Here is a 25355-nt window from a genome sequence, read left to right on the forward strand (position 1 = left end):
AATATGGAACAGTCCTTAAGCAACTTCGCCCTTTCGACTAACGGCCAGGCCGTGACTTTCGATATCGTCGTGCAAAAGCGCGCGATAGGCTGCGCGATTACGCGCGATGCGCTCGAGCAGCATTTCTGGCTGGAACGCGGCGCTGACGAGTCGCACCTCACGAAGGCGTTCGGCAACGGCCAGCGCCGCATCGCCGCCGTCGCCGAGCGCAAGGCGCTCGCCAAGGGCGCGACGCACGTGTTGATTACCGCAGACGATTTCGACTACCGCTAAAGCAGCGGCTGCCTTCACCGCACGCCACTGCGCGTGAGCCGCTGACCCTGTAAAATCGCGTGCGCTGCGCGAGAGCCGCGCACATCAGGCGTCCGGCTCGGGCTTGCCGCCCCGAGCCTGTCCTCTTTCTGTCCCGTCCACCTTTGTGCCCAGCCGCACGCCATCAGGCTTGCGGTCCAGTCGACGACGCGGCGTCGTGCACGCCATGTCCGTCATGCACAACCAGGGTGCATCGCAATCCGTTCACCTGTGCACGCGCGAGTGAGTGTTCCTCGACGGCACGTCCGATCCGTTCATACAACAAGATGCAAGACCGCAGTCTTACCGCTTCCCGTTTTTCCTCGCTTCGTGGCGATGTGCTCGCCGGCCTGACTTCATCGTTTGCGCTGGTGCCCGAATGCATCGCGTTCGCGCTGGTCGCGCATCTCAATCCACTGATGGGCCTGTATGGCGCGTTCTTCATCTGCACGATCACGGCGCTGTTCGGTGGCCGGCCGGGCATGATCTCGGGCGCGGCAGGGTCGATGGCCGTGGTGATCGTCGCGCTCGTCGTGCAGCATGGTCCGCAGTATCTGTTCGCGACGGTTGTGCTGGGCGGTCTGCTGATGATGCTGTTCGGTGCATTGCGGCTCGGCAAGCTGATCCGGATGGTGCCGCATCCCGTGATGCTCGGCTTCGTCAACGGACTCGCGATCATCATCGCGATGGCGCAGTTCGAGCACTTCAAGCAGGCGTCGCCGCAAGGCAGCGTATGGCTGCACGGTCACGCGCTGTGGCTGATGGGCGGACTCGTCGCGGTGACGATGGCGATCGTGTACGGCCTGCCGCGTCTGACGAAAGCGGTGCCGCCCGCGCTTGCGGCGATTGTCGGCGTGGGCGTGCTGAGCCAGTTGCTGCATCTGCCGACGCGCACGCTCGGCGACATGGCGCACATCGCAGGCGGCCTGCCCGAGTTCAGCATGCCAGGCGTGCCGCTCGATCTCGACACGCTGCGCATCATCTTTCCGTACGCCGCGTTGATGTCGATGGTCGGCGTGCTCGAAACGCTGCTCACGCTCAATCTCACCGACGAACTCACGGAATCTCGCGGACAGCCGAATCGCGAGTGCATGGCGCTCGGCGCCGCGAATATCGTGTCGGGCCTGTTCGGTGCGATGGGCGGCTGCGCGATGATCGGCCAGACCGTCATCAACCTCGGCTCCGGCGGGCGCTCGCGGGTGTCGGGCGTGACGAGCGGCGTGATGATCCTGCTCTTCATCCTGTTCCTGTCGCCGCTGATCGAGCGTATTCCGCTCGCGGCACTGGTTGGCGTGATGTTCGTCGTCGCGCAGCAGACGTTTTCGTGGGGCTCGTTGCGCGCGCTGAAGAAGGTGCCGCGTAGCGACGCGCTGGTGATCGTCGCCGTGACGGTCATCACCGTGTTTACCGATCTCGCGACGGCTGTGCTGTGCGGCATCGTCGTTTCGGCGCTGAACTTCGCGTGGCAGCACGCGGGCGAGATTCGCAGCGAAACGCTCGACGACGCATCGGGCGAAACGACCCACGCGCCGCGCGGCACGCTGTTCTTCGCATCGACCGCGCATTTCCATGCGCTGTTCGAGCCGCATAACGACCCGGCCAACGTGACGCTCGATTGCCGTCATCTGCATTGCGCGGATCATTCGGCGATTGCGGCGCTGGAAGCGCTGCACGCGCGCTACGCAAAGCTCGGCAAGCGCCTGCGTTTGACCAATCTCTCGGTACGCAGCCGGCGTCTGTTGCAGCGGGCCAATGCGGGCGTGGTGATGCTGCAGGAAGGCAACTGACGCCTGCCAGCCGATGCGCGGCTACAATGCGAGCCTGGCCTGCATTCGAAGTCGCGGTAGGCCTTCGACACAGGAGACAGAACAATGACAACGCAAGACCAGGCGGGCATCCCGCAGCCTGGGACCACGCAGACGAGTGCGCCCGCATCGTCTTCCGCCGTCCACGCCGGCACCATCAGCGCGCGGCTCGACCGCTTGCCCGCGACGCGCTCGGTATGGAAGCTCGTCGTGATGCTGAGCCTTGGCTTTTTCTTCGAGCTTTACGACCTGCTCTATACGGGCTACGTTGCACCCGGCATCGTCAAGAGCGGCATCCTCACGTCGACCACGCAAGGCCTGTTCGGCACGACGGGGATCGCGAGCTTCATCGCGACGCTGTTTCTCGGGCTGTTCATCGGCACGATCGCCTGTGGCTTTCTCGCGGACCGCTTCGGCCGCCGCGCGATCTTCACGTATTCGCTGCTGTGGTACACGGTTGCCAACGTCATCATGGCATTTCAGGAGACGGCCACAGGGCTCAACTTCTGGCGCTTCATGGCGGGCCTTGGAATCGGCGTCGAACTGGTGACGATCGGCACCTACATTTCTGAGCTGGTCCCGAAGCATATTCGTGGCCGCGCATTCGCGTGCGAACAGGCCGTGGGTTTTATGGCCGTGCCTGTCGTCGCATTTCTTGCATGGCTGCTGGTGCCGCGCGCGCCGCTCGGGCTCGATGGCTGGCGCTGGGTTGTGCTGATCGGTGCGCACGGCGCGCTGTTCGTCTGGTGGATCCGGCGCAATCTGCCCGAAAGTCCGCGCTGGCTCGCGCAACAAGGGCGCGTCGATGAAGCGGACCGAGTGATGCGCGCGCTCGAAGCGAAGGTCGAGGCCGAGTACGGCAAGCCGCTGCCGCCGGCTGCGCCGGCCGTTCCCGTGCCGCCGAGCGGACGCTTCAGCGACATGTGGGTGCCGCCGTATCGCAGCCGCACGTTGATGCTGAGCATCTTCAACATCTTCCAGACAGTCGGCTTTTATGGCTTCGCGAACTGGGTGCCGACGCTGCTGATCAAGCAGGGCATTACTGTGACGACGAGCCTTGCCTATTCGAGCGTCATCGCGCTCGCGGCGCCCGTGGGTCCCATCATCGGGCTTTTCATCGCGGACAAGTACGAGCGCAAGAGCGTGATCGTCGCGATGGCGGCGCTCATTATCGTGTGCGGACTGTGGTTCAGTCAGACGACGGCGGCCGCAATGCTGATCTGTCTCGGCATCGGTCTGACGCTGGGCAGCAATATCATGTCGTACAGCTATCACGCCTATCAGGCAGAGCTGTTTCCGACCAGCATCCGCGCGCGTGCAGTGGGCTTCGTCTATTCATGGAGCCGCTTCTCCGCGATTTTCACGGCGTTCTTTATTGCGTCGGTGCTCAAGTACTTCGGATCGACGGGCGTGTTCGTGTTCATCGCGGGCGCGATGGCGATCGTGATGTTGGTGATCGGCGTGATGGGGCCGCGCACGCGTGGCGTTGCGCTCGAAGAGATCTCGCATTGATCGGCAACGCACGTTTTCTCTGCCTGAAAAACGGAATGGCCAGTGTCTTCACAGACACTGGCCATTTTCAATTGCGCGGCGAACTGGTTGCGATCGCTACTTTCTCTATGCTTCGAGCGCGAGCGTAGCGAACGTGGCGAGCCAGTGCTCGCCCATATAGTCGCCCGCTACGTGTTGCAGGGCGGTCTCCAGATGAACGTCGGCGGCTTCGAAGAGTACGGCACGGCGCGGATCGTCATTCGACAGCGCGCGCGCCAGCGACCGCTGGCACCACGCGCGGCTCAGGTTCAGCCCGTCGAGATGCGCGATCTTGCCGTCGCTGCGATCCGTGACGGTGGCGGGGACGAACAGCGTCGCGGGTTGACGCTGCGCGAGATCGGGCAGGAAACGCTCGAACCATCCGGCGAATTCAGCAGGCGGCAGCACGCGGCGCATCAACTCCGCTTCCATCAGCGACGGCGACAGGAACTCGTCGCCCGACGGCTCCCACGCCTGGCATCCGGCATCGCTGAGATACCAGCGCTTCGCCGTGTCGACAATGAGGCGCGCGAGCGAATCGCGCTGCGTGCGATGCGCGAAGTCGAGCGTCAGCGCCAGCGCGAACGCGGTGTTGAAATGCGTCCCGACACGCAGCGGATACGTCGCCTTCGGCAGAAACTCCTCGAAGCGTTCGACGAAAGCCGCCGTCAGCGGCTCGATGGTCTGTGCCCAGCGTTCGGCTTGCGGCAGCTTCAACGATGCCACCTGACCCGACAGCGCGAGCAGCCACGCCCAACCATAGGGGCGCTCGAAGCCGCGGTTATGCGGCAAGTCGAGATACGCGCGTTCACCTGCGACGTTCTGCGCGGTGAAGTGTTCGTCGACGACGGCGACGATGTGCGGCGCTTCCGGCAATTCCGGAAAGCGTTCGATCAGATGCAACAGCAACCAGTAGCCGTGCACGCACGAGTGCCAGTCATAGCTGCCATAGAAGATGGGATGCAGTTCGCGCGGGCCTTGCACGTCCTGCGGCCCGGCGAGCGAATGCGTGAGCTTGTTCGGATACTCGCGCGTGAGGTGAGCCAGCGCGAGGCCCGCGAATTTCGATGCGATTTCAGAAGTGAGTACGGCAGTCATCGACGCCTCGTCGTAACGGGTTGTGGGTTACGGTAAGCCTTCAATGCGGGTGTGGCGCATCGAGGGTGAGGTGCACATTCTGCCTTTAGTGAACCCGGTCTGTCATGTGCAAGCCGTGCTGCAATGCGATTCAGAACAACTCGCGAATGCGGTGATACAGCATCCCCAGTTCCAACGCTGGTCCGCGCAGCGCCGGGCCGCCCGGAAAGCGCGCGTGTTTGATGCGCGAGAACAGATCGAGCGCGGCCGTGTCGCCTGAGATCGCCTTTGCAATGACGCGCCCCGCAATGCCCGTCAGCGCCACGCCATGCCCCGAAAAGCCTTGCACATAGAAGTAGTTCGGATCGATCGCGCCGAAATCGGGCACGCGATTGCGGGTGATATCGACGAACCCGCCCCACGCAAATTCGATCTTCGTATCCGCGAGTTGCGGAAAGACGCCGAGCATGCGCTTGCGGATATCCCCCGTCAGCTGCGCAGGGGATGCGCCTGTCGAACTCGCGCGTCCGCCGAACAGCACGCGATGATCCGCCGACACGCGAAAGTAATCGAGGAAAAAGTTGTTGTCGCAGATCGCGGTCCGGTTCCTGATCAGAGCATCGGCGCGCGCCTTGCCGAGCGATTCCGTCGCGACGATGTACGACGCAATGGGCGCGATGCGCGCGGCGATTGCAGCGGGCAACACGTTGCCGAGCGTCGCGTTGCCGCACGCGGCGACGAAGCGGCAACGCACTTCGCCCGTCGCGGTACGCACCACAGGCCGTGCCCCGCGCACGACTTCGAGCACGGGCGAATGCGCGAAGAGTTGCGCACCTTCGCGGCGCGCCGCATCGGCGAGACCGAGGCAATACTTGAGCGGATGCAGATGCCCGGAGAACGCATCGTAGACACCTGCCAGATAACGTTCCGACGCGATGCGTCCGCGCATGTCGTCAGCATCGACCCACGACAGATGCGGGTAACCCCAGCGGTTAGTCGCCGCGTCCATCCATGCGCGCAGGTCGGGGACGCGTTTCGCTTTGGTCGCGACCGTCATGAAGCCCGGCGTGAAATCGCATTCGATTCCATATCGCCCGATCCTCTCGTGCACCAGTTTGACGGCATCGACCGTCAATGCCCACGCAGCGCGCGCGCCTTCGAGGCCGAGCTGCTTTTCGATGATCTCGTCTTTCGCAAAACCGGCGAGCATCTGTCCGCCGTTGCGTCCCGACGCACCCCAGCCGGGGCGATGCGCATCGACAACGACGACGGAAAGCCCGCGTGCGCGGCATTCGAGCGCCACTGACAGTCCGGAGAAGCCCGCGCCGATCACGCAGACGTCGGCGTCGAGCGGACCTTCCAGCATGGGATCGTCCGCGAGCGGACGCGACACAGTGGCTTCGTAGTATGAGTTGCGGATCAGCGCATCCGCGCGGCGGTCGAGTGTTTCCGTCATCAGAGCCAGTCCTTCATTCGATACCAGGCCATTGCAAGCACGAGCGCGGGCGTACGCAGCAGTGTGCCGCCGGGGAAGTCGCGATGGCGGATTTTACCGAACAGATCGAATCGCGAAGCCTGGCCATGGATGGCTTCCGCGATCAGCTTGCCCGCGAGGCCGGTCGTATTGACGCCGTGTCCCGAGAAGCCTTGCGCGAAGTAGACGGTCGGCGCGAGCCGGCCAAAATGGGGCGCGCGGTTCATCGTGATGTCGACGAAGCCGCCCCATGCGTAGTCCACTTTGACATCGGCGAGTTGCGGGAAGGTTTTTAGCATGTCGCGGCGCATGGCTTCGGCGAGATTGCGTGGCTCGAAAGTCGAGTAGCTGACCTTGCCGCCCCAGAGCAGGCGGTTGTCGGGAGCAGGGCGGAAATAGTCGAGCACGAAGCGGCTGTCGCAGACGGCGGCGCGTGCGGGCATCAGCGCGGCGGCGCGGGCCGGGTCGAGCGGTTCCGTGGCGATGACGTAGGTGCCGACGGGCATGATCTTTCGGGATACTTGTGGCGCTAGCGCTCCGAGCCAGGTGTTGCAGGCTAGCACTACGTACTTGGCGCGCACTGTTCCTTGTGCTGTTTCGATTACGTGTGTGCTGTTTTCTGTGCGTAGTGTTGTGACGCAGCTGTTTTCGTAGATACGGGCGCCACTTTCGACGGCTGCGCGGGCGAGGCCTAATGTGTAGTTGAGGGGATGCAGGTGGCCGCTGTCCGGGTCGAAAAGGCCGCCGAGATAGCGGGACGATTGCACGTACTGGTCCATGTGCGCACGTTCGATATACCGGTATCGGTCGTGGTTGAAACGTTTTTTTGCGTCGTCGCGCCAGGTGCGTAGTGCGTCTACATGTTTTGGTTGGTTGGCGGCTGTGAGGTAGCCCATCGTCAGATCGCAGTCTATGCTGTGCTTCGCTACGCGGTCTTTCACCATATCCAGCGTTTCTAAGCCCATTTCCCAGATGCGGTGGACGTCGCTCTCGGGCATGTACTTTGCGAATGTGTCTATTTCGCAGGCGAAACCGCCGATTAGTTGGCCACCGTTCCGACCGCTCGCCGCCCAGCCGACTTTTGATGCTTCTAGCACCGCTACTGTGTGGCCGCGTTCCGCGAGGTTCAATGCCGTTGAAATGCCGGTCAGGCCGGCGCCTATTACGCAGACGTCAACGGTTGTCGTTTCATCCAATGGTGGATGTTGCGTGTGGTCGTTGGTGGTTGCTGCGTACCACGATGCTGTGTGAGGTTGGGAGTTGAGGTTCTCTGGCATGGACGGGGAAGTTGTAGGTTTGTGGTTTTTGGTCTTTGCGCTGGCATCCGGTTTATGGTGTTTGCTTGTGTTTGCGCTGGCATCCGCATTTTGTTAGCGCGCTTCACGCGTCGCCCCTGTGCGGGGCGGCACCTACTTTTCTTTGCCGCCGCAAAGAAAAGTAGGCAAAAGAAAGCGGCTAACACCGCCAACATTTCTTCCTGCCTGAGGGCCCCCGAAGGTTCTTACGCTTCACACGGCAACCACGTGACCCATGTTCGTTGCCAGCGCTCTTGCGGTGCGCCTCACCCGCTTCACGCACCCGCATTGGATCATGCCGTGCCAGACATTCCACCGCCGCCCAGGTGGCAAACTGTGTGTAGGCCGTAGAGATTCACATGCCTCACTTCGGACCCGAAAGCGCACGCGCTCCACCCTGTAAGAGCGCCAAGCTATACGACGGGACAACCTACACACAGTTTGCCACCTTGGCGGCACAAACCATCCGCTGCCGCTAGCCCGAATACGGGTATTCGAAGCGGGTGATGCGTTTATTCAAAGCGTTGGCAGCACGCGTCAACAGAGCCGTTGCCGTGTGAAGCGTAGGAACCTGTGGGGGCCCTCAGGCAAACACAAGAACTGGCGGTGTTAGCCGCTTTCTTTTGCCTACTTTTCTTTGCGGCGGCAAAGAAAAGTAGGTGCCGCCCCGCACAGGGGCGACGCGTGAAGCACGAAGGCAAATCGCGGATGCCAGCGAAAACCCGAAGCAAACCAACCAGCCATCGCAGACAAAGTAGATGCCGCCCCGCACAGGGGCGACGCATGAATGGCAAACACCGTAACGCGGATGCCAGCGACGCCCCATGCAAACCAAAACAAGCGTCGCAGACACAAAAGCCCCCTCAGAAAGAGTAAATAAACTGCGTAGCTAGCAAATCATTCGACTTGCTATAAGACCCATCATTCCGCAAGAACACGCTCTGATTCGCCCAGTCGTGGCGATATTCCACCTTGACGGTAATTTGCTGCGTCGGGAAGAACAACAGATCCAGCGCGACATCCTGACGGTTAGCCCCCTTGCACTCAAACCCAAGGCCACCATTGGCCTTCGAGTTTGCTAGACAATCAGCACCGATACCGAACCCGTTATTCACATCCATACCATTGGAATTCAAAGCAATTCCACCACCGCCACCACCATTCTTGCTATTAACGAGCAAGTCATACCGCACAGTCGCACCCATGCGACCCACCACAGGCATATTGAACTTCCGATGCGCGAGCAGTGACAGTCCATACCATTGCGCCTGGCCGCCGTTGAACGCCGCATTCTGCTGCTGACCATAGTCGACTTCGGCGTTGTACTGCACATCCGCCAGCGTATAAGTCGCGTCAACTTCACCAAAGAAGAACGTCCCGCCCGAGCTAGGTGCCTGACCGCCCACGCCAAAAGTGACATTGCCCGTCGCCGGATCGACGGCACTCGGCAGCGTTTGACGCCCAATATTGAACGATCCGCCAATATCCAGCGCACTGGACCACGTATAGTCCGTACGCGCAGTAAAGGTCGGAATCTTGTTGCTCGTCGTGATCGGATCGCCCAATGCATTCGTGCCCGTCTGCGTGACGGCACCGTACGTGCGGTACTGCTCATTACCAACGAAGAACTTCCACGCCCAGTTGCCCGCCGTATAGTTCGCGCCGACACCGACATAGCTGCCCGGATCGGAGAAGTCATACAGCAGGTTGTGCGTGAGCGTAAGCATCTGGTTCGACTGCTGCACTTCATACCCGCCAAAGCTCGGAATCAAACCGGCGACGAACGTCGTCGACCCCGTCAGCGGCACGGTGACGATGGCCGTGTTCAGGATGTTGTTGCCGATATTGCCATGGGAGTTCTGCAGCAGCGTGATCCCGTTGCCACGGTTCGGCATCAGCGTGATCTCCGCCGACGGCGCCATCGGCCCGACACCGAATGTCTTCTTGATGTCGAGATACAGATCGCCGAACGTGCTGTTGTAGTAGTTGTACACGCTCTCGTGATTCGCGAACAGGAACGACGACGAACTCTGCGCGCGGTTATAGATGTACGTCGGGTCGATATAGCCCGTCACCGAAAGACCCGCGATCGGCCCCGTCTGCGCCGCATCCTCCAGCGAATCGACCTTCAACTGCTGATTCGCGATCTGCTGCTTGATCGTGGTCAGGTCGTCGTTGCTGATATTCGCGGGCGCCCGACCGTAATCGGGCGACGTGATATCGACAGGGGCGGCGGCCAATACCGGCGTGGCGGCCGTACCCACAGCCGGCTTCGCTGCAGGCGCGGTGGCCACTTGCGCGCGCAATTCCTTCACTTCTTTTTGCAGCGCGTTGAGTTGTTGTTGAAGCGCCTTGATCTGTGCGCTGGTCGAGTCCGCAAAAGCGACACCCGGCAGAGCCCCCGCTACCAGCAGACAGATAAGTTTCTTTCTCATGCAATTTTCTCCTTGTTTGTCGTATTGCGAAGAACTTCTTATGCGTTGGCCGTATCGAGCGCGCTGGTCGCCACGGCAGGGCGTGTGGTTGTCGAAGGGGTATCGGCGGCGTCGGCTATCGCGAACGCCATCTGCATGTCGCGAGTGCGCTTGCGGTCGCGCATCAGCATCCATTGATTGACGACGATCACGCCGATCGTCACGGCCGTGATGAAGAGCGTGGCAAGTGCATTCATTTCCGGGTTCAGGCCAAGACGCACGCGCGAGAACACGACGAGCGGCAATGTCGTCGAGCCTGGACCGGACAGGAACGCGGAGAGCACGAGATCGTCGATCGAAAGCGTGAACGACAGCAGCCAGCCGGAAAGCAAGGCCTGCGAGATCAGCGGCAGCGTGATCACGAAGAACACCTTGAACGGCGTCGCGCCGAGATCGAGTGCCGCTTCTTCGAGAGACCGGTTCAGTTCCTTGATGCGCGACTGCACGATGATCGCGACATACGAAACACACAGCATCACGTGGCCGATCCACATCGTCAGCACGCCGCGTCCCTTGGGCCAGCCGATCATCTGCTCCAGCGCGACGAAGAGCAGCAGCAGCGAAATGCCCTGGATCACTTCGGGAATCACCAGCGGCGCGTTGATCATCCCCGCGAAGAACGTGAAGCCGCGAAAGCGCCCAAAGCGCGCGAGCACGAAACCCGCCCACGTGCCGATCACGACGGACGCGCACGCCGTCATCAGACCAATCTTCAGCGACAGCCAGGCGGCCGTGAGCAGTTCGTCGTCGTGCAGCAGTGCGCCATACCATTTCAGCGAGAAGCCGGACCAGACGGTGACGAGCTTCGACTCATTGAACGAGAACACGACGAGGCTGATGATCGGGATATAGAGAAAGAGAAACCCGAGCGTCAGCACCGTGGCGGACAAAGGTTTGTTCGGCTTGATCATTTGGCACCCTCCAGTTCCTTGACCTGGTAGTACTGGAATACGGCCATCGGCACGAGCAACAGCAGCACCATCGCCACCGTCACGGCGGATGCCATCGGCCAGTCCATGTCGTTGAAGAACTCATCCCACATCACGCGGCCGATCATCAGCGTGTCCGCGCCGCCGAGCAGTTCCGGTATCACGTACTCGCCAACGGCGGGAATGAACACCAGCAGCGAGCCCGCGATGATCCCGTTTTTCGACAGCGGTAATGTGATGCGCGTAAACGCCGTCCACGGTTTCGCGCCGAGGTCGTAGGCGGCTTCGAGCAGCGTCAAATCCATCTTCACGAGATGCGCGTAGAGCGGCATCACCATAAACGGTAAGTACGAATAGACCATGCCGATATAGACGCCGATATCCGTGTGATAGAGGCGAAATGGCGTGTGAATCACGCCGAGCGCGATCAGCGTGTGATTGAGCAGGCCGTCGTCTTTCAGAATGCCGATCCACGCGTACACGCGGATCAGAAACGACGTCCAGAACGGCAGCATCACGCCCATCATCAGCAGGTTGCGCGTAGCAGGTGCCGAGCGCGCGATGTAATACGCAATCGGATAGCCGATCAGCAGGCAGCAGATAGTCGAGACAGCGGCCATCTTCAGCGAGCTAAGATAGGTTGCGACGTACAGGCTGTCCTGCAGCAGGAACGCGTAGTGGCTCAATTGCAGCGCGAAATGCACCACGCCGTCCTTCACGCTGACGAGTTCCGTATAAGGCGGAATGCCAAGGCGCAAATCGGCAAAGCTGATCTTCAGCACCAGCACGAACGGCAGCGCGAAGAACACCGCGAGCCAGGTGAACGGAATGCCGATCACGGTGCTGCGGCCCGAAGGCAGCAGCTTCGCGAAGCTTTGTTTGAACGATGCGAGCGCGGGGCTCGCATTCGAGGCGGCGCCCAGTTGCGCCGCAGAGGTTTGGGTGGGATTTCTCATTGCGTCAGCACCACGCCGCTCGAAGGCGACCATGAGACGAACACGTCGTCGTTGTAGACGGGCGCACCTTCGCTCATCAGGTGCGAACTGGAGAGATTCGACATGACGGTCTTGCCGCTCGGCAGGCGTACGTGGTACAGCGAATAGCTGCCCATGTAAGCGACATCCGTCACGACGCCGCGCGCCCAGTTGTGCGCCGCGCCGGGTTTCTCGCGCGTCACGCGCACGCGTTCCGGACGCACCGAAATGCCGACAGGCATGCCGAGCGGTCCCGTTACACCGTGGCTCACGTACATACGCGTTTCGAGATCTTCGCTTTCGACGAAGATGTGATCGGGTTCGTCTTCGACGACCACGCCTTCGAACAGATTGGTCGAGCCGATGAATTCGGCGGAAAAGCGGCTATTTGGAAACTCGTAGACCTGTGTCGGCGAGCCGATCTGCACGATGCGGCCTTCGCTCATGACGGCGAGGCGGCTTGCCATCGTCATCGCTTCTTCCTGATCGTGCGTGACCATCACACAAGTGACATCGACTTTCTCGATGATGTTCACGAGTTCGAGCTGGGTCTTCTGGCGGATCTTCTTGTCGAGCGCCGACATTGGCTCGTCGAGCAGCAACAGCTTGGGGCGCTTGACGAGCGAACGCGCCAGCGCGACGCGCTGCTGCTGGCCGCCCGATAGCTGGTGCGGCTTGCGCTTCGCGTACTTCGTCATCTGCACGAGATTCAACGCATCGGCGACGCGCTCCCTGATCTCGTTCTTCGGCGTGCCTTCCTGTTTGAGGCCGAACGCGACATTCGATTCGACCGTCATATGCGGAAAGAGCGCATACGACTGGAACATCATGTTCACGGGGCGCCGATAGGGCGGAAGGCTCGCGAGATCTTCGCCGTCGACGAAGATCCTGCCGGACGTGGCCGTCTCCAGGCCCGCCAGCATGCGCAACAGCGTGGACTTGCCGCAGCCCGAACTGCCGAGCAGCGCGAACAGTTCGTTCTTCGCGATGCTGAGGTTGACGTTGTCGACAGCCGTGCTGTCGCCGAACTTCTTTACGACGTTTTCGATGCGAACGAACTGATCTGCTTTCTCTTTCGTCGCCGAAGTCGCTTTCGTCGTCGCGGGTTGCGTGGCCGCTTTCGCTGCTTGCGTGGTGTGCATCGTATTCATATGTGACCGTTCTTTACGGATCGCAGGCACGAACGGGCCCTGGCGAGGCGCGCGAAGCGCTCGCAGAGGTCGTGCTGCAATCGGGGAAACATGGGGCTGCGCGCAAGACGCAGACTGACTGCGCTACTGCTCTACGAAGAGGGATCGAGCGATCCCTCTTCGCTTCATTCAGTTCCCTTTGATGTCCCTGAAAACCGGAGCTAAATCACAAAGTTCAGTGGCCGGTTTTCAGTTGTGCCCACAGGCGGTTTTCGAGCCGCAGAATGTCCGTCGGCATCGGCTTCATTAGCGTCATCTTCGAGAGCACGTCGTCGGCCGGGTAGACCGTCTGATCCTGCGCGACAGCCGGGATGACGAACTGGCGCGCGGCGCGATTGGCAGTTGGGTAGAAGACTTCGTTGGTAATCTCTGCGTTGTTCTTTGCATCCGAAATGAAGTTGATCCACTTCATCGCGGCTTCGGGGTGCGGCGCGTCCTTCGGTACGACCATCACGTCGAACCACAGCAGGCCGCCTTCCTTCACGTTCGAGAACTTGATTTCGTACGAACGCTTCGCTTCCTGCGTGCGGCGGCGTGCAATGCCGACGTCGCCTGACCAGCCAACGGCGACGCACACGTCGTTATTCGCGAGGTCGTTGATGTAGCCCGACGAGTTGAACTGCGTGATGTACGGACGGACTTTTTTCAGCACTTCGAAGGCGGCCTGATAATCGGCTGGGTTCGTGCTGTTCGGGTCCTTATGCATGTACTGCAGCGTGGCCGCAAAAACGTCGACGGCCTGATCGAGGAACGACACGCCGCAGCTTTTCAGCTTCGAGAGGTTCGCGGGATCGAACACGAGCGCCCAGCTATCGACGGGCGCGTTCGCGCCGAGCGCTTTCTGCACGGCCTGCACGTTGTAGCCGATGCCGTCCGTACCGTATGCCCACGGCACGCCGTACTGGTTGCCCGGGTCGGCGTCGGAGATCATCTTCATCAGCGTCGGGTCGAGATTCTTCAGATTCGGCATCTGCGATTTGTCGAGCTTCTGGTAGACCCCCGCCTGAATCTGCTTGGCCATGTAGTTCGACGTCGGCACGACGATGTCGTAGCCCGAGCTGCCTGCGAGCAGCTTGGCCTGCAACGTGTCGTCGCTGTCGTAGTTGTCGTACTTGACCTTGATGCCCGTCTGTTTCTCGAAGTTCGGAATCGTGTCCTTCGCGATGTAGTCGGACCAGTTGTAGACGTTCAGTTCGGTATCGGCCGCCTGCGCCGCCGTGCCCGACAGTGCGGCAATGCCCGTCACGACTACCAGCGCGGCCCCCGCGACCGCATGACGAAGATGACAAACGCTCATGTTGATTTCCCTTGAAGGTAAAAGACCGGCGTGAGCGTGTGTCGCGTTCGATGCGTCACGGCGCCCGCGCCGGTGGTCTGACTGCCGTTACGAAAGCCCTAGCTGTTGTGCAGTTGCGTCGATGGCCTTTTTCGCCTTCGCGACGATCTCGTCGATCTCGCTCTTCGTGACGACGAGAGGCGGCGAGAGCAGCATGCGGTCGCCCGTGGCGCGCATGATCAGGTTGCCGTTGAAGCAGAAGTCGCGGCAGATCGTGCCGACGTCGCCGCCATTCTCGAAGCGCTTTCTGGTCTTCGGGTTCTGCGCGAGCTGGATGCCCGCAACGAGACCCGCACCCGCCACGTCACCGACAATGGGATGATTCGCGAGGGTCTCGCGCAGCGACTGCTGGAAATACGGGCCCGTTTCGTTCTTCACGCGCTCGACGATCTTCTCGTCGCGCAACAGCCGCAGGTTCGCGACGGCGACAGCGGCGGCCACGGGGTGGCCGGAATACGTGAGCCCGTGATTGAACTCGCCGTTCTCGATGATCGCTTTGGCGATGCGGTCGTGCAGGCCGACGGCGCCCATCGGGATATAGCCGCTCGTCAAGCCCTTCGCCATCGTGATGAGGTCCGGTTCGAAGCCGAAATGCTGATGCGCGAACCATTCGCCCGTGCGGCCAAAGCCGCCGATCACTTCATCGGCGACGAGCAGCACGTCGTACTTGCGGCAGATGCGCTGGATTTCCGGCCAGTAGGTAGAAGGCGGAAAGATCACGCCGCCCGCGCCCTGGAAAGGCTCGCCGATAAACGCAGCCACGTTCTCGGCGCCAAGCTCGAGAATTTCCGTTTCGAGCTGGCGCGCACGCTCAAGGCCGAATTCTTCCGGCGTCATGTCGCCGCCTTCGCCGAACCAGTACGGCTGGTCGATATGCACAATGTGCTCGACCTGCGAAGGCATCTGCTCGTGCATATAACCCATGCCGCCGAGCGTCCCGCCCGCGATCGTCGAGCCGTGATAGCCGTTCTTGCGCGAGATGACGAACTTCTTCAGTTTCTGGCCTTGCGTCGCCCAATACTGATGAACGATGCGCAGCACGGTATCGTTGCCTTCCGAGCCGCTATTGCAATAGAAGAAGTGGTTGAACGGAGCGGGCGTCAACTCGGCGAGCAACGCCGACAGTTCGATCACGGGCGGATGCGTGGTCTTGAAGAACGTGTTGTAGAAGGGCAGTTCCTGCAACTGCTTATACGCTGCGTCCGCGAGTTCTTTGCGGCCATAGCCGACGTTCACGCACCACAGCCCCGCCATGCCGTCAATGATCTTGTTGCCATCGGAGTCCCACAGATAGACGCCTTCCGCCTTGACAATCACGCGGCTGCCCGCGCGATTGAGCGCGCCCATATCGGAGAACGGGTGAATGTGATGCGCGGCGTCGAGCGCACGGTATTCAGCCGTGCTGCGCTGCTGTTGCGAAGTACTCGCCTTCGCGGCCGGTTGCGCGGATTGCACGTAAGCGATTTCTTCTGTCCTGTAACTCATGTTGCCTCCAGTTGTTTTGCGGATGACGCCGGACTCAGACGTGCAGCAGCAAATGCTTGCGTTCCCACGAACTGATCACGCGGAAAAACGCTTCATATTCGGTTTCTTTCAGCGCGAGATACGCTTTGACGAACTGCTCGCCCATGATCTCGGAAAGCGGCTCGCACGCGCCCATCAACGTGAGTCCTTCTTCGAGATTGCGCGGCAACTGGTACGGCAATTCATAGCCGTCGCTGGTGAGCGGCTCGGTCGGCGTGAGTCGCTGGGTCATGCCGAGATAGCCGGCCGCGAGCGTGCCCGCAATCGCGAGATACGGATTGCAGTCCACACCCGGAATGCGGTTCTCGATGCGGCGCGCCTGCGGACCCGAATGCGGAATGCGGAAGCCGACCGTGCGGTTGTCGTAACCCCATTGCACGTTGATCGGCGCGGCCATGAAGCGCGACAGCCGCCGATACGAATTGATGTAAGGCGCGAAGATCGGCATCAATGCGGGCGTGTACTTCTGCAGGCCGGCAATGTACTGATTGAATAGATCGGTCGGCTTGCCATCGCTGCCCGTGAACAGGTTCTGGCCCGTCTCTTCATCGACGAGGCTTTGATGCACGTGCATCGCAGAACCGGGTTCGTTCTCCATCGGCTTCGCCATGAACGTCGCGTACATGTGGTGACGCAGCGCCGCTTCGCGCACCGTGCGCTTGAAGAGAAACACCTGGTCGGCGAGCTTGAGCGGATCGCCGTGCAGGAAGTTGATTTCCATCTGCGCGGCTCCGACCTCATGAATCAGCGTGTCGACTTCGAGTTCCTGAATGTCGCAGTACTCGTAGATATCTTCGAAGAGCGGATCGAATTCGTTCACGGCTTCGATCGAATATGCCTGGCGTCCTGTTTCGGGACGGCCCGTGCGCCCGACGGGCGGTTGCAAGGGCAGGTCGGGGTCCTTGTTCATGTCGACCAGATAGAACTCCAGCTCCGGCGCGATGACGGGCTTCCAGCCCTTGGCCTTATAGAGATCGAGCACGTGGCGCAGCACGCGGCGCGGCGAGATCGCTACAGGCGTGCCGTCGAAATGCACGCAATCGTGAATCACCTGCGCGGTGGGATCGACGGCCCACGGGATGATGCGGATCGTCGACGGATCGGGCACGCATACCATGTCGGGGTCGGTGACGCCCGTCAGCGTGCCGTCTTCGGGATACTCGCCCGTCACCGTCTGGATCATCACGGCTTGCGGCAGGCGCATCGATTCGCCCGATTCAAACTTGCTGCGCGGAATGATCTTGCCGCGCGCGATCCCCGCCATGTCGGGAATGATCGCTTCGATTTCGGTGATGCGATGTTTCTTCAGAAACTCGTCAATCTCTTGCATGATCGTTCTCTCTGTTTTGTTGCGCAGAACGGGGATCAGACATGTGCGCTTGCAGCCGCTGCCGAACCCGTCCTCATGCGCATTCGATCGCGGCACGCCGCGCCGAACGCACGGAAGATCGCTGTCGATAACGCGTCGCTTGCGTGCTTCCATTCCGGGTGCCATTGCACACCCAGCGTGAAGGCGCGCGCATGCGTCGCGCTGATCGCTTCGATCAATCCGTCCGGCGCGTGGGCTTCGGCCGTGAGGCCGTCGCCGAGCCGCTCGACGCCCTGGCCGTGCAGTGAATTCACGCGCACTTCGCTTGCGCCGCCGGCGAGCTTCTGCAACAGCCCGCCTTGCAGTAGATGCAGCGCATGCGAAGGCCCGTACTGCACGTCGAGGGCGTCTTCCTTGTTCTCGCGGTGGTCGTCATAGCCTTCCACCGTTTGAACGCTTTGATGCAGCGTTCCGCCAAATACGACATTCATTTCCTGAAAGCCACGGCAAATAGCGAGCACGGGGATGCCTGCGTCGATGGCGGCACGCATCAGCGGCAGTGTCGTCGCGTCGCGCGCGGCATCGTGCAGCGTGCCGGGCGCGCTCGCGTGACCGCCATAACGATGCGGCTCGACATTCGAATAGCTGCCTGTGAACAACAGGCCGTCGATATGCGCGAACAGATCTTCCGGCGCCTGTCTGTCGCCCAACGCGGGCAGCAGCATCGCAAGCGCTTGCGCGCCGTCGACCACGGCCGCGATGTACTTCTCGCCGGCCACATGCGAAGGATGCAGACCCATCATCGTTCTGTCGGCCGTGATGCCGACTAAAGGTTTTGTTTGCATGACTAACTGGTATTCGTCGTTGACTGCGGGAACGCGGCAAATCATGGTGTGCATACGCGCGGCACGATTCCGCAGCCATGCGCAGAGCGCGAAGCTACTGGAAGAGTGCTTGCGTGGCAGCGTCGTCAGCGGATCGCGCCGCGCGTAGCAAACAGATACGCTGTCCGGTTCGCTCCGCTGCGTGCAATCGCAGGCGTGCAGCGGCGCGTGTCCGGCTTAGGGACGAGCGCAACCGAACACACAGCGCGATAACGCGTGCGAAGCATCGACCCGCAAGCGGGCCTGACAGCGACAGGGGAAAGGCGCTAGGGCAAGAGCGATGCGACTTCGTCGGTATGAACCGCGATGAACGCACGCGCTGAAATGGAGTTGTGACGACGAACGGAACGGCGCGACAGGATCGTGAAGACGGACAGAAAGCGGCGAAACGCAAGCCTGCCGTTGCTGCCGTCGGCGATGGCATGGTCAGCGCGAAGACACCTCGCGAACTGACTACGATCCCACCTAACCAAAGGGCCTCGGACTCTCACGATTACACTCGACTGGCACGTTGAAAGTATTGAACGCCTCGTTCAAAAAAACGCAGCAGGCGTTTAAAGAAACGGGACGTCAGGTTGTTATTCGAATCGCATTGAAACCGGATTCTTCACTCGCGACATCCGGATGAATTAAACGGTTGCAGGGAGAAATCTATCCAATGCGAATCAGGAAACATCAACCTGTAGTTCAGGATATACGAGTCAAAAAGGCCGTCAAAGTCTTTTTACGAAACTTTGATGAGGGCTTACCCTGAGCTATCTATACGCATTCAAGTCCACTTTGAAGCCCGTAGATGCGTAAAAATTGCGTTTCGCTTTCAGGGTTTTCCCCAGAGGCGGCCAATTTAAAGTGATTAGAATATTCAACACACGCGCGTGCTATTCGTATGCCGCTCTTTTCGTGAAGTACTACCCGTTTCCATGAGTGCATCGATGTCAATTGAAGTGGCAACCCGCCTGCAGTACATCCGGAAAAAGCACGGTCTTTCGCAGCGGGAACTGGCGAAACGGGCGGGCGTGACGAACGGCACGATCTCGCTGATCGAGCAGAACCGCGTGAGTCCTTCCGTCGGCTCGCTGAAGAAACTGCTCGAATGCATACCAATGAGTCTCGCGGAATTCTTCACATTTGAAATCGAGGCCGATCGCAACGTGGTGTCGCGTCGCGCGGAGATGCCGAATCTCGGCAATGAGCAGATCGAGTTCTATCTGGCGGGCGCGGGTGTCAAGGATCGCAATATGGGCATCATGCGCGAGGTGTATCAGCCGCTCGCGGATACGGGCCCGGAAATGCTGCAGCACGCAGGGCACGAGGGCGGCGTCGTGGTCAGCGGTCAGCTCGAATTGACCGTCGACGGCACGACGTGGCTGCTCGACCCCGGCGACAGCTATTACTTCGAAAGCCGCTTACCGCATCGTTTTCGCAATCCCAGCGCGCAGCAGGTGTGCGAAGTCGTGTCGGCCAATTCGCCGCCCACTTTCTGATTTTTTCGCACGCCGCTTCGCGTCAACGCATTCGGCGCAGCATCGCATCACGCATGTCATATGCAGTGCGCTGAACGCATAACATTGAGGCATCCTGATGGACAAGACGACATTGGCTTACTGGCAGGAAAAGGCAGCGACGCTCGTAATCGAAGGGCGCGCGTTTATCGACGGCGAGTATCGGCCGGCCGAAAGCGGGCGCACGTTCGACTGCGTGAGTCCTATTGACGGCAAGGTGCTCGCGAAAGTCGCCGATTGCGGCGAGGCCGACGTGAATGCGGCCGTGCGCGCCGCGCGGCATGCGTTCGACAAAGGCATCTGGTCTGGCCTCAATCCGCGTCAGCGTAAAGCGAAGCTGCTCAAATGGGCGGCGCTGATGCGCGAGCATCTCGACGAACTCGCGTTGCTCGAAACGCTCGATGCGGGCAAGCCGATCGGCGACACGACCAGCGTCGACGTACCGGGCGCGGTGTATTGCGTCGAATGGTTTGCGGAAGCGATCGACAAGGTTGGCGGCGAAGTCGTGCCCGCCGATCATCACCTGGTCGGCCTCGTGACGCGCGAGCCGCTCGGTGTCGTCGCTGCCGTCGTGCCGTGGAATTTCCCGATCCTGATGGCATCGTGGAAATTCGGGCCCGCGCTCGCGGCGGGCAATAGCGTCGTGCTCAAGCCTTCGGAGAAATCGCCGCTGACGGCGATTCGCGTCGCGCAACTCGCGCATGAAGCGGGCATTCCCGCAGGCGTATTCAATGTGGTGCCGGGCGGCGGCGAGCCGGGCAAACTGCTCGCACTGCATCACGATGTGGATTGCCTCGCGTTCACGGGTTCGACGAATGTCGGCAAGCTCATCATGCAATACGCGGGGCAGTCGAACCTGAAACGCGTGTGGCTGGAACTCGGCGGCAAGTCGCCGAATATCGTGCTGCCCGATTGTCCCGATCTCGATCGCGCTGCTAAAACCGCGGCGGGCGCGATCTTCTACAACATGGGCGAGATGTGCACGGCGGGCTCGCGTCTGCTCGTGCATCGCGACATCAAGGACGTGTTCCTCGACAAGCTGGTCGCGGCGGCGCGCAGCTATGCGCCGGGCAATCCGCTGGACCCGAAGACGTCGATGGGCGCAATCGTCGATCAGGTGCAGCTCGATCGCGTGCTGGGTTATATCGAAGCAGGGCGCGCCGAAGCGAAGCTATTGCATGGCGGCGCGCGCGTTCAGCAGGAAAGCGGCGGCTTCTATATCGAGCCGACTGTTTTCGATGTGCCGAAGCATGATGTGAAGATCGCGCGTGAAGAGATTTTCGGACCGGTGCTGTCGGTGATCACGTTCGATACGATCGACGAAGCCGTCAAGATCGCCAATGACAGCGACTACGGTCTCGCCGCCGCCGTGTGGACAGCAAATCTGACGACGGCGCATGAAGTGTCGCGGCGTCTGCGCGCGGGCACCGTATGGGTCAATTGCTATGACGAAGGCGGCGACATGAACTTCCCGTTCGGCGGCTACAAGCAGTCGGGCAATGGCCGCGACAAGTCGTTGCATGCGCTCGAAAAGTACACGGAGCTGAAGTCGACGCTGGTGCGTTTGCGCTGAGCGAAACGCTGGCGCGCGCCCCTCGGTTATCAGGAAGAGGCCGAAGGCGCGCGCTGCCGCGCCTGCCGGTGTCCTTCACGCATGCCGAGCGTGTAGATCATGAGCGCGCCGCTCATGATCGCGAGTTGCCACATCAACAGGTCGTTTCCGAGAGCCTTCATTGCTGAGCCGGCAGAGAGTGGCCCGGCGATCGAGCATGCAGTGAAGGCGAGCGACAGCACGCGCATGTTGCGGGTGATTGTCTGTTTTTCGCTGCACGCGGCCGCAACCATGCCGAGCGTGATGTACGCGCTGTTCATGCCGCCGAGCAGCAGCGCGGCTCCGAAATACACAAGCGACGCTGGCGGCGCGAAAGAAAACGCCACGATAGCCGCCGTGCTGGCCAACGCGCAGACGATCACCGTTGCCGCGAGACCGGCGCGATCCGCGAGCAAGCCAACGGGAAATTGCAGCACCATGCCGCCGATCCCGAAGCACGCGAGCATCGTCGCGGTTTGCGTGGCTGTGAGTCCGCGGCTGTCGGCGAAGAGCGGAAAGAGCCCGTAGAGCGCGCCGTCACCGATGCCGCCGACGGCAATCGTGACGAGGCCGAGACAAACAGTGGGTCCCAGTTCGAGGCGCGTGCCGTGAGCCACGCGCGGCTCCAATACAGGTTGCGGCGCGGACGAACGGGTAAGCCACAACGGAACGGCGGCCGCGAGCGTCAGCAGCGAACCCGACACGAACACCCATGTCCCGCTCACGCCGCCATAGACCGCGAGCGCCGGCGCAAGCACGCCCGCCGATGCGATCAAGGTTTCGTGAACGCCGACCACTTTGCCGCTCTTGTCGGCGGGCACGAGACTATAGAGCCAGGTTTCGTTCGCGATCCAGCGCAAGCCGATGCCGAGCCCCGTCAGCATGCCGGGCAACATCCACGCAGGCCACGACAAGGCACCGAACGATGCATACGCGATCAGCGAAGCGGCGAGCCCGAGCGTCACCGTCAGCTTCGATCCAATGCGTTCGATCAGACGCGGCGCAAACAGCAGTCCGATGAACATGCCCGCCCATTGCGCAGCAGCGAAGAGTCCCGCGCGCGGCGCGTCGAGCCCTTGATGCGCGAGCCACACGGGCAGGACCATGAAGCCGATGCCGAACTGTCCGATCTGCGAGAACGTCGAGACGGCCGTCAGCGCGGCCACTGCGCGCCAGCGCACGGGCGGAGCGTTCAAGCGGATCGCGTCTATATCGGCGGCATTCATGGTGCGCTCCGCTCCGGCATCGGCAGCCCCTGTTCGCGGCACTCGACGGGGCAGCCCGCTTTCAGGCATGGCTTGTCGTCGCAGAAGCGGCAAAGCTGCATCGCGTGCGGCGAGTCGCGCGTTTCGTTCCAGAGTATCTTGATCAGCAGGCTTTCGAGCACGTCGCGCTCGCTTTCATCGAGCCTGGCGGCGATGCGTTCGAGCATGCGCCCGCGCGCGGCGCGCAAGCGGTTCGCTTCGCGCCGTCCAGTCGCCGTGAGGGCCAGCGCAACCGAGCGCTTGTCGCTGCCCGCCTTCTTTTCGACGAGGCGAGCATCGACGAGTCCCGCCACTGCGCGCACGGCGGCGGGATGCGAGAGATCCACGGCGTCGCGCAGCAGTTCGATCGACGAGTCGGGGTACTGGCCAATCGCATTGAGCATTGCGCGCGCGGTCGAACCGGCCAGCGCGGGAATGCTGGGTTGTGCGTTCAGTTCGTCCGTCACCAGAAGGGCGAGCACGCCGAGCAGATTTTCCATGCGCCGGGTCATCGCGTCACCTCGATGTGTGCACTATGCATATGTGCATGATGCACATATCGGACTGCGATTTCAAGGTGAATTCCGCTGACCCTTTTTTACTTTTTGCGCATTGCGCCAGGTCAAAGTGTAGAAATATCCAGTAACGCATTCGTAACTCAACCCTAAGTCTATTGGACTATTGTTCTCCTATTGGACATTGGCATTTTTCATTGGCAGGTCGACGAACATGAACAAGACTCAGGTCACAAGAAAGGTCGCAATGCCGACGATCCTCGTCGGGGTGTTGCTCGCGATAGGCGGTTGTGCCGTCGTCCCACCCAGCGGACCGAGCGTGGTTGCGCTGCCGCGCAAGGGTGAGCCGCTCGAACAGTTCCAGCAGGACGACTACACGTGCCGTGACTATGCGTACCGCAGCACGGACGCGAATGGTGCGTCGCAGGCGGCCACCAACAACGCAGTGGGCAGCGCGGCTGTCGGCACGCTGGGCGGCGCCGCTGTCGGCGCGCTGATCGGTGCGGCGGCGGGCAATCCGGGCGCCGGCGCGGCAATCGGCGCGGGCAGCGGCTTGCTGGTCGGCGGCGCAGCGGGCGCGAACGGCGCGTCGTATTCGGCTTATGGCCTGCAGGGGCGCTACGACGCCGCTTACGCGCAGTGCATGACGTCGAAGGGCAACACCATCTCGCAGCCGCCTGCGCCCGTGTATGCAACGCCGCCGGTGTACTATGCGCCGGGGCCTGTCTATTACGCGCCGCGTCCTTATTACTATGCCCCGCCGGGCGCCGTTTACGCGCCGTATCCTTATTACTGATCCGCACGTCTGGAAAGCGTGAGCGCGTCATCCGCGCTCACGTTTTTTTGTATCAATCCGTGCGCTGCGCAGATGTTGCCGCGCACGCCTCTTGCAGCTTCGAACGGGTCGCGTTCGTCATCGCGCCGAACGTCACGAAGCTCGCCGCCGCGAGCAGCCACGCGCCCACGCCTCCATACAGCATCACCCAGCCAAAGCCATGCACGAGCGCATCGTGCGCGATCGTGCCGTCGAGCGCGACGACATGGCCCGCCGCAATTGCAGCGCTTGTCGCGTGAATCTGCGCGGTGTCCTGCGCGCCTGACCACGCGCGCGAGAGAGACGCGGCGACGCCCGCCACCAGCACGAACCCCATCAACGCGATATTGATGGCGAGCGAGATCATCCGCGCGCTCATGTCGATGCCCGAGGCCATGCCGGCGCGTGCCGTCGACACCGCGCCCGTCGTCGTGTTCGTCACGGTCGTGTTGGTGAGGCCGAGTCCGACGCCGGCGATCACGCAGCCGGGCAGCATCGTCATCCAGCTGGCGTGCTCCGCACCGCTGCCGATACGCATCAGCATGAAGCCGAAGCCAATCGTGAAGAGCCCGCCGGGAATCACGAAGCCCGGCTGATAGCGATGCGCGAGACGTTCCGCGACGGGCGGCACGACCAGCGTAGGCAGCGTGTAGGCGAGCAGCGCGAGCCCCGCGTGCAGGTCGTCATAACCGAGCGCGTTATGAAAGTAGACGGGCAGATAGATCATGAAAGGCCAGAAGCTGAAATTCATCGCAGCCGATCCGATCAGCGCGCCCGAAAACTTGCGGATGCGAAACACGGAGAAGTCGAACATCGGATGCGCGCTCCTGTTCTCGGCGACGAAGAACGCGATCAGGCAGAGCGCGCTCGCTGCGACGATGCCGAGTGCGGGCAGGCTCGCGAAGCCGAAGTCCGCGCCCTGCGTGATGTAGAAGGCGACGCCGAACACGGCGAGCGACAAGGTCACGACGCCCGCGATATCGAGCTTCTGCGCATGTGGATCGCGCGATTCACTGACGCCGCTGATGGCGAGCGCGATCGTCGCGAGCGCCAGCGGCGCGTGCACGAGAAACACCCACTGCCAGCCGGTCAGCGCGACCGTCGCGCTGCCGATGATCGGCCCGAATCCCAGTCCGATGCCGAAGATGATGCCCCACGCGGCGAACGCCTTGACGCGCTCGTGTCCCTGCTGGAACTGATGCGACAGCACGGCGACCTGGCAGATCAGCATCGCGCCGCCGCTCGCGCCTTGCAGGAAGCGGCCCGCGATCAGCACGGCCATGTTCGACGCCAGCCCGCACAGCAGCGACGTAATCCCGAACAGCGCAATGCTGACGACGAACACACGCTTGCGGCCGAAGCGGTCCGCGAGCGTGCCCGTCGCCATCAGGACCGTCGTGCAGGCAATCGTGTACGCGTTCATGACCCACTGCATGTCCTTGAAATCGCCGTGCAGCAGATGTTCAAGTGTCGGCAGGATGGCGGGGACGCTGGAAATCTCGAGCCCGAACATCAACGACGAAAGGCAGGCGGCGAGCAGCGCAAGGGTGTTTTTGCGCGGACGAAGAAGCTGCATGACGTGAATCCCGTTGCGGTA

General features: G+C 61.5%; 21 protein-coding genes. 6 read left to right on the forward strand and 15 right to left on the reverse strand.

Features of this window, described 5'->3' with window-relative positions:
• Window positions 1-3 precede the first annotated feature (3 nt).
• The 3 genes from H1204_RS18245 to H1204_RS18255 all read left to right on the forward strand — a co-directional run bounded on the left by H1204_RS18245 (window position 4) and on the right by H1204_RS18255 (window position 3608).
• A complete protein-coding gene (locus H1204_RS18245; RefSeq protein WP_180732126.1) occupies window positions 4-273 on the forward strand; it encodes a DUF1488 family protein in 270 nt (89 codons plus the stop codon).
• Between the two features lie 305 nt (window positions 274-578).
• Entirely contained in the window at window positions 579-2078 is a 1500-nt protein-coding gene (locus tag H1204_RS18250; RefSeq protein ID WP_180732127.1) for a SulP family inorganic anion transporter, read from the forward strand.
• Window positions 2079-2162: 84 nt separating this feature from the next.
• Complete coding sequence (locus H1204_RS18255) at window positions 2163-3608, forward strand: MFS transporter (protein ID WP_180732128.1); 1446 nt, start codon at window positions 2163-2165, stop codon at window positions 3606-3608.
• A 105-nt stretch (window positions 3609-3713) separates the two neighbouring features.
• Here the strand turns inward: H1204_RS18255 and H1204_RS18260 are convergent, their stop codons facing one another.
• The 12 genes from H1204_RS18260 to H1204_RS51425 form a co-directional block, all read right to left on the reverse strand.
• The gene (locus tag H1204_RS18260; protein WP_180732129.1) at window positions 3714-4724 is read right to left on the reverse strand and encodes a DUF2891 domain-containing protein; all 1011 of its coding nucleotides are present in this window, start codon (window positions 4722-4724) and stop codon (window positions 3714-3716) included.
• Window positions 4725-4854: 130 nt separating this feature from the next.
• Entirely contained in the window at window positions 4855-6159 is a 1305-nt protein-coding gene (locus tag H1204_RS18265; protein ID WP_180732130.1) for an FAD-binding oxidoreductase, read from the reverse strand.
• Entirely contained in the window at window positions 6159-7454 is a 1296-nt protein-coding gene (locus H1204_RS18270) for an FAD-binding oxidoreductase (protein ID WP_180732131.1), read from the reverse strand. Before H1204_RS18270 ends, H1204_RS18265 begins: the two co-directional genes overlap by 1 nt.
• Before the next feature lie 881 nt (window positions 7455-8335).
• A complete protein-coding gene (locus tag H1204_RS18275) occupies window positions 8336-9907 on the reverse strand; it encodes a DUF3138 family protein (RefSeq protein WP_180732132.1) in 1572 nt (523 codons plus the stop codon).
• Between the two features lie 38 nt (window positions 9908-9945).
• Entirely contained in the window at window positions 9946-10857 is a 912-nt protein-coding gene (locus H1204_RS18280) for an ABC transporter permease subunit (protein WP_180732133.1), read from the reverse strand.
• Window positions 10854-11831 carry an ABC transporter permease subunit gene (locus H1204_RS18285; protein ID WP_180732134.1) on the reverse strand — a complete coding sequence of 326 codons (978 nt, stop codon included), beginning with the start codon at window positions 11829-11831 and terminating at the stop codon, window positions 10854-10856. The genes H1204_RS18280 and H1204_RS18285 overlap by 4 nt, the downstream gene beginning before the upstream one ends.
• Window positions 11828-13000 (reverse strand): polyamine ABC transporter ATP-binding protein, encoded by a 1173-nt coding sequence (gene potA / locus H1204_RS18290; RefSeq protein ID WP_180732135.1) that lies wholly within the window; start codon window positions 12998-13000, stop codon window positions 11828-11830. The genes H1204_RS18285 and potA overlap by 4 nt, the downstream gene beginning before the upstream one ends.
• Before the next feature lie 214 nt (window positions 13001-13214).
• Window positions 13215-14336 carry a polyamine ABC transporter substrate-binding protein gene (locus tag H1204_RS18295; RefSeq protein WP_180732136.1) on the reverse strand — a complete coding sequence of 374 codons (1122 nt, stop codon included), beginning with the start codon at window positions 14334-14336 and terminating at the stop codon, window positions 13215-13217.
• An 87-nt stretch (window positions 14337-14423) separates the two neighbouring features.
• On the reverse strand, window positions 14424-15860 hold the full coding sequence (locus H1204_RS18300) for an aspartate aminotransferase family protein (RefSeq protein WP_180732137.1): 1437 nt from the start codon (window positions 15858-15860) through the stop codon (window positions 14424-14426).
• Window positions 15861-15894: 34 nt separating this feature from the next.
• Entirely contained in the window at window positions 15895-17229 is a 1335-nt protein-coding gene (locus tag H1204_RS18305; protein ID WP_180732138.1) for a glutamine synthetase family protein, read from the reverse strand.
• A gap of 35 nt (window positions 17230-17264) precedes the next feature.
• Window positions 17265-18053, reverse strand: coding sequence for a gamma-glutamyl-gamma-aminobutyrate hydrolase family protein (locus tag H1204_RS18310; RefSeq protein WP_180732139.1), 789 nt, complete (start codon window positions 18051-18053; stop codon window positions 17265-17267).
• 305 nt (window positions 18054-18358) lie between these two features.
• A complete protein-coding gene (locus H1204_RS51425; protein WP_241024045.1) occupies window positions 18359-18565 on the reverse strand; it encodes a hypothetical protein in 207 nt (68 codons plus the stop codon).
• Window positions 18566-19024: 459 nt separating this feature from the next.
• Between H1204_RS51425 and H1204_RS18315 the strand changes: the two genes are divergently transcribed.
• Together H1204_RS18315 and H1204_RS18320 are read left to right on the forward strand one after the other, a co-directional pair.
• On the forward strand, window positions 19025-19576 hold the full coding sequence (locus tag H1204_RS18315) for a cupin domain-containing protein (protein WP_180732140.1): 552 nt from the start codon (window positions 19025-19027) through the stop codon (window positions 19574-19576).
• 97 nt (window positions 19577-19673) lie between these two features.
• Window positions 19674-21167 (forward strand): aldehyde dehydrogenase, encoded by a 1494-nt coding sequence (locus H1204_RS18320; RefSeq protein ID WP_180732141.1) that lies wholly within the window; start codon window positions 19674-19676, stop codon window positions 21165-21167.
• Between the two features lie 29 nt (window positions 21168-21196).
• Here H1204_RS18320 and H1204_RS18325 read toward each other — a convergent pair whose 3' ends face one another.
• Window positions 21197-22411, reverse strand: coding sequence for an MFS transporter (locus H1204_RS18325; protein ID WP_180732142.1), 1215 nt, complete (start codon window positions 22409-22411; stop codon window positions 21197-21199).
• Entirely contained in the window at window positions 22408-22941 is a 534-nt protein-coding gene (locus tag H1204_RS18330; protein ID WP_180732143.1) for a MarR family winged helix-turn-helix transcriptional regulator, read from the reverse strand. The genes H1204_RS18325 and H1204_RS18330 overlap by 4 nt, the downstream gene beginning before the upstream one ends.
• Window positions 22942-23158: 217 nt before the next feature.
• On the opposite strand from H1204_RS18330, the gene H1204_RS18335 reads away from it, so the two are divergent.
• Window positions 23159-23740 carry a YMGG-like glycine zipper-containing protein gene (locus H1204_RS18335; RefSeq protein WP_180732144.1) on the forward strand — a complete coding sequence of 194 codons (582 nt, stop codon included), beginning with the start codon at window positions 23159-23161 and terminating at the stop codon, window positions 23738-23740.
• A 52-nt stretch (window positions 23741-23792) separates the two neighbouring features.
• Here the strand turns inward: H1204_RS18335 and H1204_RS18340 are convergent, their stop codons facing one another.
• A complete protein-coding gene (locus H1204_RS18340; protein WP_180732145.1) occupies window positions 23793-25334 on the reverse strand; it encodes an MFS transporter in 1542 nt (513 codons plus the stop codon).
• Window positions 25335-25355 lie beyond the last annotated feature (21 nt).

Source organism: Paraburkholderia sp. PGU19 (assembly GCF_013426915.1).
Lineage (GTDB): Bacteria > Pseudomonadota > Gammaproteobacteria > Burkholderiales > Burkholderiaceae > Paraburkholderia.

Excerpts from the sequence above, each read along its gene's own strand:
- H1204_RS18245 (WP_180732126.1), top strand. The coding sequence starts at position 4 with ATGGAACAGTCCTTAAGCAACTTCGCCCTTTCGACTAACGGCCAGGCC.
- H1204_RS18280 (WP_180732133.1), bottom strand. The coding sequence starts at position 10,857 with ATGATCAAGCCGAACAAACCTTTGTCCGCCACGGTGCTGACGCTCGGG.
- H1204_RS18265 (WP_180732130.1), bottom strand. The coding sequence starts at position 6,159 with ATGACGGAAACACTCGACCGCCGCGCGGATGCGCTGATCCGCAACTCA.
- H1204_RS18255 (WP_180732128.1), top strand. The coding sequence starts at position 2,163 with ATGACAACGCAAGACCAGGCGGGCATCCCGCAGCCTGGGACCACGCAG.
- H1204_RS18325 (WP_180732142.1), bottom strand. The coding sequence starts at position 22,411 with ATGAATGCCGCCGATATAGACGCGATCCGCTTGAACGCTCCGCCCGTG.
- H1204_RS18320 (WP_180732141.1), top strand. The coding sequence starts at position 19,674 with ATGGACAAGACGACATTGGCTTACTGGCAGGAAAAGGCAGCGACGCTC.
- H1204_RS18275 (WP_180732132.1), bottom strand. The coding sequence starts at position 9,907 with ATGAGAAAGAAACTTATCTGTCTGCTGGTAGCGGGGGCTCTGCCGGGT.
- H1204_RS18270 (WP_180732131.1), bottom strand. The coding sequence starts at position 7,454 with ATGCCAGAGAACCTCAACTCCCAACCTCACACAGCATCGTGGTACGCA.
- H1204_RS18335 (WP_180732144.1), top strand. The coding sequence starts at position 23,159 with ATGAACAAGACTCAGGTCACAAGAAAGGTCGCAATGCCGACGATCCTC.
- H1204_RS18260 (WP_180732129.1), bottom strand. The coding sequence starts at position 4,724 with ATGACTGCCGTACTCACTTCTGAAATCGCATCGAAATTCGCGGGCCTC.
- H1204_RS18285 (WP_180732134.1), bottom strand. The coding sequence starts at position 11,831 with ATGAGAAATCCCACCCAAACCTCTGCGGCGCAACTGGGCGCCGCCTCG.
- H1204_RS18295 (WP_180732136.1), bottom strand. The coding sequence starts at position 14,336 with ATGAGCGTTTGTCATCTTCGTCATGCGGTCGCGGGGGCCGCGCTGGTA.
- H1204_RS18250 (WP_180732127.1), top strand. The coding sequence starts at position 579 with ATGCAAGACCGCAGTCTTACCGCTTCCCGTTTTTCCTCGCTTCGTGGC.
- H1204_RS18340 (WP_180732145.1), bottom strand. The coding sequence starts at position 25,334 with ATGCAGCTTCTTCGTCCGCGCAAAAACACCCTTGCGCTGCTCGCCGCC.
- H1204_RS18310 (WP_180732139.1), bottom strand. The coding sequence starts at position 18,053 with ATGCAAACAAAACCTTTAGTCGGCATCACGGCCGACAGAACGATGATG.
- H1204_RS18330 (WP_180732143.1), bottom strand. The coding sequence starts at position 22,941 with ATGACCCGGCGCATGGAAAATCTGCTCGGCGTGCTCGCCCTTCTGGTG.
- H1204_RS18315 (WP_180732140.1), top strand. The coding sequence starts at position 19,025 with ATGTCAATTGAAGTGGCAACCCGCCTGCAGTACATCCGGAAAAAGCAC.
- H1204_RS18300 (WP_180732137.1), bottom strand. The coding sequence starts at position 15,860 with ATGAGTTACAGGACAGAAGAAATCGCTTACGTGCAATCCGCGCAACCG.
- potA (WP_180732135.1), bottom strand. The coding sequence starts at position 13,000 with ATGAATACGATGCACACCACGCAAGCAGCGAAAGCGGCCACGCAACCC.
- H1204_RS18305 (WP_180732138.1), bottom strand. The coding sequence starts at position 17,229 with ATGCAAGAGATTGACGAGTTTCTGAAGAAACATCGCATCACCGAAATC.